We start from the raw sequence: 12,033 nt of genomic DNA on the forward strand, positions 1-12,033 counted from the left end.
TAATTCTTTAATGACAACAGGGCTTGGTCGCCCTGTATCCCGGCTTTCAGCCGCCAAGCCTCTAACCCACCCGTCTTTAGCGGGTGGTTGTTTAGTTTAGGGAAATAAATATCAGGATGCTCATTCATGTAGTGATATAAACTCGTTGTACCTGACTTCATTGCACCTATCATCGTGAACGTGGGTAACAATCTACGATCAATATCTTGCCATTCTTGTAAAATATATTCTGGATTTAGCTCATCCATGGGTAGTCCTTCACATCACACTGATAAATCAAATGAATTTTAAATATTGATGACAAAAAAAGCATTATTGAACAAGATTAAGCTAGCATCACCTAACACAAGAAGAATTTGCATAACGCGAGTTAAAGATATTTAGAAGCTTCTTGTGCTTCAATTAAATAAGCCTGCAATTCATCGGCAAGGAGCTGTACATTAGGTTGACTTAACATTTCATAGTGGTTACCGGGCATTGAATGTACCTCAACTTCCCCATCAATCAATTCTTGCCAACCATAATTTTCATCCTTAGGTGCAGTCATACTAACTCCACTGGAACGAAATAACGCAACACGACTTTCGGCCTTATAATAGCTTGGTGTATAACGCGAGTCGCTCACATCCATCCGTCTAAATTTTGCAACTTCTTGATGTCCATAGAAAGCCAGCAGAAATTGCTTATAAACCCAACGCAATAATTTTTTAGTTTCAGTGCGTAAAAATAAAAATTTAAATTTAATGGGTAAACGATAAATATATTTTGTCCAACGTAAGATTTGAATGTGTGTGGGCGTGCTTGCTGCTGGATTCCAACTATCTAAAAAGACTAATAAACCAACTCTTTCACCCAAACTTTGTAAATGACACGCCATTTCATGTGCAACAATTCCACCATAAGAATACCCACCAATATAATAAGGACCCTGCGGCTGTACTTGACGCAATACTTTGACGAATTCTATGGCTTGAGCTTGGCTACGATTTTTATTTTTATAACGAGGAAGAGGTTCTAAGCCCATGGTTTCTAAAGCATAAAAAGGTTGTTCTGGTGTGAGTTCTGCTGCCAGTTCATTAAACCAATGTACCCCACCACCAGCTCCTGCCACACAGAAAAATGGGATACGAGAACCTTTTGGCTGCATGGGAATAATCGATGGCGGTAAATTTTGAATGAACTCACCTTGTAAATGTTGGGCTAATTGAGCAATGGTGGGGGCTTGGAATAAAGTGGTTAATTCAATTCGTTTGGCAAAAATTCGCTCGATTTCACCTAAGAGTGTAATCATAAGTAATGAATGACCACCTAAATTGAAAAAATTATCATGTACGCCAATTTGAGACACATTTAGCAGTTTTTCCCAAATTTTAGTTAATTCTGTTTCGGTTTCATTATGAGGTGCAATATAGTTATCTTGCATGGTTTGGTATTGTGGTGCTGGCAACTGACGACGATCAATTTTACCACTGGCGGTTAATGGCAGTTTATCCAAAATCACATAGGCTGAAGGCAACATATAATTAGGCAATTGGTTTTGCAAATAATCCCGCAACGCATTGTTTAAAGTACGCTGAGATACTTTTAATAAGCCCTGTTTTTCTATCAAATAGTCCACATTTTTTTGTAAAACATTATGTTCTTTCGGATTTAAGATTAACTGAATCCCAATTTGTTTTTCTTGCTTCCAAGCAACCTTGGCTTTAAACCAACGCGCTTGACTGTCATTCGGTAGAGCAAGACATAAACGCACCATCACATCAGCTTCTAACCTAGCAGACATATCTCCCTCAAGACAAACCCCACTCTCTGAAATATCTTCAGTTTGCATAGCAAAAGTAACATCTTCATACTCAACTAAGCAACTGATTTGATAAGGAATACGTTCAGGCAACAAATTATTAGAAACAATATAAGCAACTAAACGTTTGTCATTTGGAATATCTTCACGCAGTATCACCGCAGCTTCATTGACATTAGTATGCTGTAGCAATAAAGTTTCAATTTCACCAAGTTCAATCCGAAACCCCCGCAATTTAACTTGAAAATCATTTCTACCTAAAAATTCATAGTAACCATCAGCCGTTAAACATCCCATATCACCAGAGCGATAAATAAAGCTATTTTCTTGTTTTAAAGGCTTGAATAAGGATTGAGTAAGTAACGACTTACGCCAATAACCTAAAGCAACATAAGGACTTTTAATTGCAATTTCGCCATATAATTCTGCATTATTGCCTTCATCATCTAATAACAAGATTTCTATACCTTCCATTGGATAACCAATAGGCACAGTGGGTTTGCTTATTTCTGTTTGTTTATCAATAAAATACTGTAGATTAAAAGAAGATTCTGTTTGGCCTATTCCATTAATAAATAAAGTATTATCTGAAAAATATTTTTTATAAAACTCAACATCTTGTTTTTTTATCGCTTCACCACCTAAAGTCAAAACACGAATATGCTGCAAATTCTCATTACCTGCTAAATGTGACATGAAATGGCGAAACAAGGTCGGCGTAGAATGATAGATAGTTATTTTATTTTTGATTAGAATTTTAGCTAAATCATTCAAGTGGGTGTTTTTCACATTAATTGGATATAATGTTGCGCCATTTAACAACGCGGCAAAAATATCAATCATGCCTGCATCAAAGCTATAAGATGCAAATTGTGATAAACGATCATGACGTGAGATATGTAAGCTATTTGTATAGTTTTTAATATGAAACAATATATTACGGTGGCTTTGAATCACACCTTTGGGTTGGCCTGTTGAACCAGAGGTATACATTAAATAAGCTGGAGTTTGAGGTGAAATATGAATATCAGGATCATCTTTACTATTTTCTTGTAAAGTATCAACATTGATAATCATCCAAGAACCATGGCTTATCTTATGAGCTAAAGGCATACACTCATCTTGAGTCAAAATAAGGCTGGCTTGGGCATCTTCAACAACACTATGCAAGCGTTCAATGGGGTGCTCTGTATGCAGTGGCACATAGGTTTTACCCGTTTTTAACACTCCCAAAATACCTATCAACATCAGCGCATCATGCTCAAATAATAAGGCAATCCGCTGTTCTTGGTGGCCACAGGTTTTAAGCAAATAATGCGCAACTTGATTAGCTTTTTGATTTAATATCTGATAGTTCCAAGTATAAGTGGCTGTTTTAACTGCGGTATGATAAGGGTATTTATTCACAAATTGCTTAAAACGGCTTATAACAGTTTGTTCTATGTCAGATTGCTTAAATAAGGTAAAAAGTTGTGCAGGATGGATATTATTTTGTTTTGCTTTGTCTTCTGGGTTCAATAAGCTTAAATGAACAATTTTTTCATCAGGATGAGCCACAATGGATTCTAATAAATTTTTAAAATGGCTCAATATCCACTGGATTGTTTTAGGTTTAAATAAATCAGTATTATAGTAGAGCTTGCCATAAAGTTGCTGTTTATCAATCCAAACGTGAAAGTTTAAATCAAATTTACTGGCCGCAATATCTACTTCTGGTAAGGGTTCAACTTGCAAATCTTTAAAGCTAGGTGTTTGAATAGGCTCATTTTGATGAAATACAAACATCACTTGAAAGATCGGCGTATGACTTAAACTCCGCTCAGGCTGTAATTCTGCAACTAATTGTTCAAAAGATAAATCTTGATGTGAATAAGCATTTAAAGCAGTTTGTTTAACTTGCTGTAATATGTTTATAAAACTGTCTTTAGATTGTAGTTTGGTTCGAATAGCTAAGGTATTAACAAAAAATCCAATTAAATCTTCAATTTCTCTTTTGGTACGTCCAGCAATCGGTGTACCAACCACAATGTCATGTTGTCCAGTATGACGGTAGAGTAAAATTTGGAATGCTGTTAGCAACGTAATAAATAAGGTTGATTGTTGCTTTTCTGCTAGATCAACTACATTTTTTGATAAATCAGCCCCAAATTCTATTTTTTCAGTTGCACCATGATAGGTTTGAATCGCTGGGCGCAAGTAATCAAAAGGCAAATCTAATTGCTGTGGAATATTGCTAAGTGCTTGCTTCCAATAATTAAGTTGCCGAGCTAAAATCTCACCTTGTAGCCAGCTTCGTTGCCAATGTGCATAATCAATATATTGAATTGGTAATGAGATTAAATTGCAATCAACATGTTCATAATAGCTATCATACAAAGTTGTGAGTTCACTTAACAAAATATCCATTGACCAACCATCAGAAATAATATGATGCATATTAATAAACAGGATATATTTATCGGTTGTTTGTTTGATTAATATGATTTTGATTAAACTATCTACTTTTAAATCAAATGGTTTCTGAGCTTGTTCAAGTAAATATTTAATAACTTCAGTTTCAATAGGTGAAATAGTCGGTAAAAACTCAAAAAAATCATTTAAGTCACATTCAGATCGAATAATTTGGATAACTTGATTATCTTGTAGCTGGAAATTGGTTCGCAATATTTCATGACGTTGTACCACCGCTAATATGCTATTTTTTAAAGCTAAAACATCTAATTTTCCATACAAACGTATTGCATAGGGAATATTATAAGTTGCAGTTTTACCTTCTAATTGGTCTAAAAACCATAAACGTTGTTGTGCTAGAGAAAGTGGTAATATTTGCTCACGTGGAATAGGCTGTAATGCAAGTGTATTGGTTTGATGAGTCGCATTTAAATAATGAATAATTTCAGGTTTATGCTGGCTAATAATCTCTCTTAATTCAGCACTAAATTGTCCTTTCGGCGCATTGTAACGGAGTTTTTCGTTTTCAACCCATAATTTTATATCTTTTGCTTGTAATTCGGCTAAAAATTCCGCAATATTCATAGTTCGCCTTCTTCTCGTTCAGCTTGAGAATTCACATTTGAATCCATCCAAGCTAAAGTTTCTATTTGTTTGGCTAAACGCTCAATAGTGGTTGCTTCAAAAATACTACGCAAAGGGAGTTGTAGATTATGTTCTTGATTTATCCTGGAAATAACTTGTGTTGCTAGCAACGAATGGCCACCTAATTTAAAAAAGTCATCATGAATTGTAAAATCTTGGACAGGCAATAATGTTTGCCAAATTGTAAGTAAGCTTTGTTCTGTTACGGTCAGCACTTGAGATGGGTCATCTTTTGAAGCTGTTGAATTTAATCCGGGTTTTGGCAGAGCCTGACGGTCAACTTTACCATTTGGATTTAAGTTAAACTGATCCACTTCAATAAAAAATTGCGGTATCATATAGTCAGGTAATTTTTGCTGTAAAAAGTCATGTAATTGTTGTGTATCAAGCTTTTTATTCGCAACATAGTAAGCAATCAGATATTTATGAGATTTTTGTTCCCATGCGCTAACAATCGTATTTTGAATTGCTGGATGCTGCTGTAAAGCAGTCTCAATTTCCCCTAATTCGATTCTAAAACCACGAATTTTTACTTGATAGTCTGTACGCCCTAAAAACTCAAGATTTCCATCATGATGATAGCGTACTAAATCGCCTGTCCTATACATCCGTTGTGGTGTTTTTAACCAAGCTAAAGAGATATAGGTAAATCGATCTTTATTTAAATCTGGGCGATTAAAATAGTCACGGGCTAAGCCATCACCTGCAATATATAATTCTCCTGTCACCCCAACAGGTACTGGCCTTTGATATTTATCTAAAACATAGACTTGAGTATTACAAATGGGTTTTCCAATTAAAATTGTTTCACCTATTTCAGTGCTTTTACTCATACTGTAGCAGCAACTAAAAGTTGTGTTTTCAGTTGGCCCATAGCCATTAATCAAAGTACAATTGGTTTTATGTAAAATTTGCTGAACATGAGAACTGGATAATACATCACCACCTGCTAATAAATAACGTACAGATTGTAAATTATGTAATTGATTTTCTACCATTTGATGAAATAGCCCCGCCGTAAGCCATAAGGTAGTAATTTGATTTTGATGGATAATATGACCTAACTGCTCAAGCGTTGGCGTTTCTGGTGGGGCAATTACCAGCTTTGAGCCATTAAGTAAACTCCCCCAAATTTCCCATGTTGAAGCATCAAAGGAAATAGGTGAAAGTTGTAAAAAGTTTAACATTGAATCAAATGGCATGTAGTTAGTATTTTTAACTAATCTTACAATGGCTTGCTGAGTAACACTAACCCCTTTTGGCTGTCCAGTTGAACCCGAAGTATACATAATATAGGCTAAATTTTGAATATCAGCCTGATTAAGTGGATTTTCTATACTTTGTGTAATAATATTTTCATATTCATCAATGCAAATAATATGTTCAGTGACAGGTAGATTTTCAATATATTGACTTTGAGTTAATAAATACTTTATATCAGTATCTTCTAACATAAAATCAAGGCGTTGCTTAGGATATTGTGGATCAAGTGGTACATAACACCCACCCGCTTTTAAAATGGCCAATAAACCAATAATAAGCTCAAAGCTACGCTCAATACAAATACCGGTCAAAGTCTCTGTTGTCACACCTTGTAAAATTAAATAATGAGCCAATTGATTTGCACTTTGATTCAAAGCATCATAAGTTAAGGTTTTCTGATTAAACTGTAACGCAATCGCATCAGGGGTTTTAGTCACTTGTTGTTCAAATAAACGCGCAACGGTTTGTTTTGGATACTCACTATAAGTTTGATTCCACTGATTAAATTGTTCATATTCTAATTGAGTCAGAATATTAAATTGGGCAATTGGCCGCAATGGGGTTTGGACGATATTGTTTAACAATGTTTGTAAATGTTGGGCAAAATAATGAATTGTATTTTCAGAAAACAAGTCAGTGTTATATTCAAAACGACCCTTAAGTTGACCTTGGGTTGGATAAAATTCCAAAGTTAAATCAAATTTTGCAGTATCTGTATGAATATCAAAATGATTAGCTTGCCAATTTCCAACAGATTCAGGTTCTGGGTCTAAATCAAACATAACTTGAAACAATGGATTATAGCCCGCCCGCTGCTGAGGTTTTAATTGTTCAATCAGTTGGTTAAACGGTATATTTTGATGTTGATAAGCAGCTAAAGTGGTTGTCTTAATTTGTTGCAATAATGTGGAAAAGCCAGGGTTTTTAGCTAAATTGATTCTTAACACTAAAGTATTTAAAAATAGTCCTATCACTGATTTAAATTCAGCACGCTGTCTCATTCCAGTTACCGTACCGATTGGAATGTCCGTCTGCCCTGTATAACGGTTTAACAATACAGCAAATACAGTAAGCAACAGCATAAATAATGTGACACCTTCATGTTGTGCAAGCTGCTTTAATTGTTTCATTAAATGGACATCAAGCTCAAATAAGTAATTTTTACCATTGAAAGTATTAGTTTGAGGACGTATAAAATCTGTAGGTAGCTGTAATACAGGCAGGTCTCTAAGCTGATGTTTCCAATAATTCAAGTCGACATCTATATCTGTTTGCTGATACTGCCATAATGAAAAATCTTTGTATTCTATTGTTATTTCTGCTAATTCTGGTATTTTGTTCTGGCTAAATGCTTGGTAAGCCTGATATAGTTCTGGTAAGAAAATATGATAAAAAGACACGCCATCTAGTAAAATATGGTGAATAGATAAATATAAACGATAATCTGTGTCTGACAATTTAATTAAGCAGGCTGAAATCAACAAATCATTTTGCAAATCAAATACTTTTTTTGCTTGCTGATGTGCAATATCAAGCGCGGTTTGTTCAATATCAACCGTAATTGTTTCTAGCTCAATATAAGCAGAATCCATAATGTTCTGGCTGGCTTGATCTGAATTATAAGTTTGGAATTGAGTCCGTAAAATACTGTGACGTTGTAATAAATAATTTAACGCTTTTTCCAGTGCATATTCATCCATATTCTGGTAAAAATAAATGCTTAATGGCTCATTATAAATAGGTCGCTCTGGCTCAAGTTGACAGATAAACCATTGTTGTTTCTGAGGATAAGATAATGGGATTAATTGGGAAGCCGAGTAATTATCAATATGGCGTGGATGTGGCTGTTGCCCAATAAGCGTCGCTAATTGGGCAATCGTTGGGGTAGAGAATAGTTGATGTAGCGTTAACTCAACTGTCCACAAAGATTGAATTTTAGCTAACATTTGTACAGCGAGTAAAGAATGCCCACCTAATTCAAAAAAGTTGTCATTAATGCCGATTTTTTCGATATTTAATAATTGTTGCCATAATTTCACTAAATGGCTTTGTTTTTCATTTTGAGGGGCAACATAAGGTATCAGCACATTACGTTGACTAAAGTCAATGGCAGGCAAAGCATGACGATCCACTTTTCCATTAGGATTTAGGGGTATATCAATCAACCAATGGTAATAACTCGGCAACATATAGTCAGGCAAATTTTGACTTAAACTATGACGTAATTCATGAGTCAAATTTTTAGAGCTTGCCCATTGATAGGCTGATATTTCAGCCGCTTGCAGGGTTTTACGTTTCGCATAAATCGTACACAACTGTGTGTGTTGCAATTCTGAGTCTTGTTCAATGGCAAACTCAAATTGATGCGATGTTAACAACTGTTTAATCGTGCTCAAACGCCCATCAACATTATGTATTTCAATCACAAGTTGTTGGATTTTTTCCCAATCGTGTTGCAGAATACCTTGTAAAACCAATAATTCACTTTTTTCGACATCAATTTTTAATAAATCAATATGTTGAATTTCATTCTCTTCAATAATACTGGATAATGTACGCAGCTCACATTCAAAACGTTTTGTCGATAGTGTTTCTTCTAATAAGTTGTGTTTTTGCTTCTCGGTTAAATATTGATATTTACCTAAATAAGCAGTTAAAACTTTTTTCTCTACCTCTTTATCAGCAAATTGCCCAGAAATAAGAGAAGCCCGTGGATAATAGGTAAAATTAGCAGTTTTATTCTCATCAGCTAAACCACAAGCATAGAGTTTAATATCAATATTATAAATATGCGCATTTAGGCTTAAATTATTAAAAATAGGTGGAATTGGTTCAAAAGCATAGATTTTCGTATTAGGGTATTGGGCTGCAAATAAACTGAATAAGCCAATATTTGCACCAACATCAACCACAATTGCATGGTCTGGGATACAAATACCATGTTGTAAATAGCTATTTTGATTAAATATTTCTTGGTAAAGAAAGTCAGTTTCAGCTTTGTTTTGATGAATAATGGTCATGCCATTAAGCAATTGATAGCTATGCTGAGCGGCCAACTCACCTTGTTGCTGTAAATTTAACCAACGATATAAAGGGGTATTGGGTTCTGGTGCGACATAGGCCGCAATTTTGGTGTCATTTTGATGTTCAACTGCGGTGACAACTGATTGTGCAATCGCAGGGTGATTATTTAAATTTGCTTCAATTTCGCCCAATTCAATCCGAAAACCTCGAATCTTAACTTGATGATCTATTCGTCCTAAAAAATCAATGTTGCCATCTTCCCGATAGCAGGCTAAATCACCTGTTTTATAGAGTCTTAGATTCTTTGTATCAGAAAAAGGCAAATCGACTTCAATAAATTTTTCCTGAGTCAATTCGGGACGATTGAGATAGCCACGCGCAATACCAATGCCTGCAATATGTAATTCCCCTGTTTCCCCAATGGCTACAGGCTGATTTTCTTGATCTAAAATATAAAGTTGTAAATTCGCAATAGGTTTACCAATTGATACAGTGTGACCTTGTTCATCCGCTTGGCATTGCCAAAAACTAACATCAACTGCCGCTTCAGTAGGCCCATAAAGATTATGCAATTCTACATTGGAAAACTGTTTGAAAAATTGATTCTGTAATTCAACTAACAGGGCTTCTCCACTACAAAATATCCGTTTTAAATTTTCACAAAGTTGTAATTTTGCGGTTTGCAAGAAAATTCTTAGCATTGAAGGTACAAAATGCAATGTAGTAATTTTTTGTTGTGCAATAAGCTGGGCTAAATAATGCGGGTCTTGATGACCTTTAGGTTTCGCCATGACCAGTTGTGCACCTGTCATTAATGGCCAGAAAAATTCCCATACAGAGACATCAAAGCTAAAAGGCGTTTTTTGTAATACGCTATCATATTCAGTAAGTTGATAAGCCTCTTGCATCCATAATAAACGATTGCTGATCGCCAAATGGGTATTCATTGCGCCTTTAGGATTGCCTGTTGAACCCGAGGTATAAATCACATAAGCCAAGTGATCTAGCTCAATATTTAAATTTAAATTTTCTACTGCATTATTTTTAACATCTATTTTATTTAGATCAATATGTTGAGCATTGTTATTAGGTAAGCTTAAATGAGTTTGAGTCAATATAATGGAAATTTGTGCATCATCCAACATAAAAGACAATCTTTGCTGTGGATAATCGGGGTCTAAAGGCAAATAAGCCGCCCCAGCTTTTAAAATAGCCAATAAACCAACCACCATTTCTAGCGAACGCTCGGCACAGATTCCCACCACAGATTCAGTAGCAACACCCAGTGAAATCAGATGACGTGCCAATTGATTTGCCTGTCGGTTAAGTTCCATATATGTCAGATTTTGGTCATGGATACGCACCGCTATGGCATTAGGTGTGCGTTGTACCTGCGATTCAATTAATTGATGCAAGCATTGATATGGATAGGTTTTAGCTGTGTGATTCCAGCTTTCAATCCTTTGGTGCTGTTCTTGGATTAACATGGATTAAAATCGAGTCAGAAAGAATATTATGCTTATTGTACCCCAAAACAATTGCCAATTATCAGCCAACAGAGAACAATTATTAATGCACAATATATTAGTAATTGATAATATTGATATTTAGTCTATTTTATAGCCTTGCAAGGCTGCTCCTAGGATGGGTAAACATTGCGCTTGCTGAGCAGGGGTAAGATGATACTTGCAAATAAAAAGTTTAGTTAAATCCAAAGGTTGTACCGTAACACCTGTCAAATAATAAGCCAGATATTGTTGAACATAAGGTAAATATATTGGCAGTGGTGCAATGGATAAATATTTAATTGCAGGACAAGAAAAATGTCTCTTATAGTAACTGAGGGCTTGTTGAATATGTCGTAACAAAATCTTTATCATTTTAATTCGTTCATTTTTATCTGGTGATGCAAGGTCTTGTAAACTAATATCAATTCGGTGTGAAATATACAATTTCCCTTGTAAGGTGAGATTGAGAATACAATGTGTTTCAGCAAAATATAGCATCCCCATACCCAGTTCATCTTCTGCATAAAGTGAAGAAATACGCGCTAATGCCATTTCAGGTACTTCTAATGCCTGTAATTTAAAATTAGCAGCAACAATGTCATCAATTTGGGCTTGTACTAAGGATTTATCTGCCACAGCAGCATAGATCATTTTCACTGTTCCATTATCTTGCAATGGCATATCAAACACGTTGATAATCGCATCATCGGTATGAAAATCAACTTGCTCTTGTACTTGGCTTCTGACGGTTGCGTGTAAAGCTGTCTTAGATACGTCAGGTGCTTTGAGCAATAATAGCTGATAGCTCCCTGGACGCATGACGCTAATACAATCATTTTTTTTAATTGCATATTGACGGGTAAAGTCAGCTAAAATGCGTCGAACATTGTCACCTTGCTGCACTGCGTAAACATCTAAAATAGGACTACTACCTTTTGTCCACAACACTTTTATTAAACAAACTTGTCCATAATGTACGCCAACGCCTAGCTGGCTTTGGGTATATGTTTGATAGGGTTTAGTACGTAAATGAATGCCCATGCGCCTTACTCAAATAAAATCGTTTTATTTGAGTTTGGCAATATATATACCATCTTGTAATTTATAGGGTTAAATTATTGTTTTAAAATTAAATTTTTCTTGTTTTAAACTGGAAATAAGATGCTGTTTAAGAAAATATTGGTGTTGTAAATAATAGCTATTTAAGCAATTAACTCATAAATAGGAAAAATGAAATTTTAGTGTTATTTTAATAAATTTTATATTTAAAGCATGAGTAGAGGAAAGGATTGAGTGAAATTTCAATAAATACAATAGTTTATTTTTGACATTATAGTAAAT

The 12,033-nt window shown here is 35.0% G+C and carries 4 protein-coding genes; all 4 read right to left on the bottom strand.

Annotation, left to right across the window (positions count from 1 at the left end; genetic code table 11):
• Positions 1 to 248 (bottom strand): hypothetical protein (locus tag ABXH34_RS14455; RefSeq protein WP_353572592.1); only part of this gene is annotated, 248 nt, incomplete at its 3' end.
• A gap of 122 nt (positions 249 to 370) precedes the next feature.
• Positions 371 to 4,837 carry a non-ribosomal peptide synthetase gene (locus tag ABXH34_RS14460; protein ID WP_353572593.1) on the bottom strand — a complete coding sequence of 1,489 codons (4,467 nt, stop codon included), beginning with the start codon at positions 4,835 to 4,837 and terminating at the stop codon, positions 371 to 373.
• Positions 4,834 to 10,671: a non-ribosomal peptide synthetase gene (locus tag ABXH34_RS14465; RefSeq protein ID WP_353572594.1), complete on the bottom strand. Its 5,838-nt coding sequence runs from the start codon at positions 10,669 to 10,671 to the stop codon at positions 4,834 to 4,836. Before ABXH34_RS14465 ends, ABXH34_RS14460 begins: the two co-directional genes overlap by 4 nt.
• 120 nt (positions 10,672 to 10,791) lie before the next feature.
• A complete protein-coding gene (locus tag ABXH34_RS14470; RefSeq protein WP_353572595.1) occupies positions 10,792 to 11,733 on the bottom strand; it encodes a hypothetical protein in 942 nt (313 codons plus the stop codon).
• Between the last annotated feature and the right edge of the window lie 300 nt (positions 11,734 to 12,033).

Source organism: Candidatus Albibeggiatoa sp. nov. BB20 (assembly GCA_016744725.1).
Lineage (GTDB): Bacteria > Pseudomonadota > Gammaproteobacteria > Beggiatoales > Beggiatoaceae > Albibeggiatoa.

Coding starts and splice junctions, on each gene's coding strand:
- ABXH34_RS14460 (WP_353572593.1), bottom strand. CDS start 4,837: ATGAATATTGCGGAATTTTTAGCCGAATTACAAGCAAAAGATATAAAA.
- ABXH34_RS14465 (WP_353572594.1), bottom strand. CDS start 10,671: ATGTTAATCCAAGAACAGCACCAAAGGATTGAAAGCTGGAATCACACA.
- ABXH34_RS14470 (WP_353572595.1), bottom strand. CDS start 11,733: ATGGGCATTCATTTACGTACTAAACCCTATCAAACATATACCCAAAGC.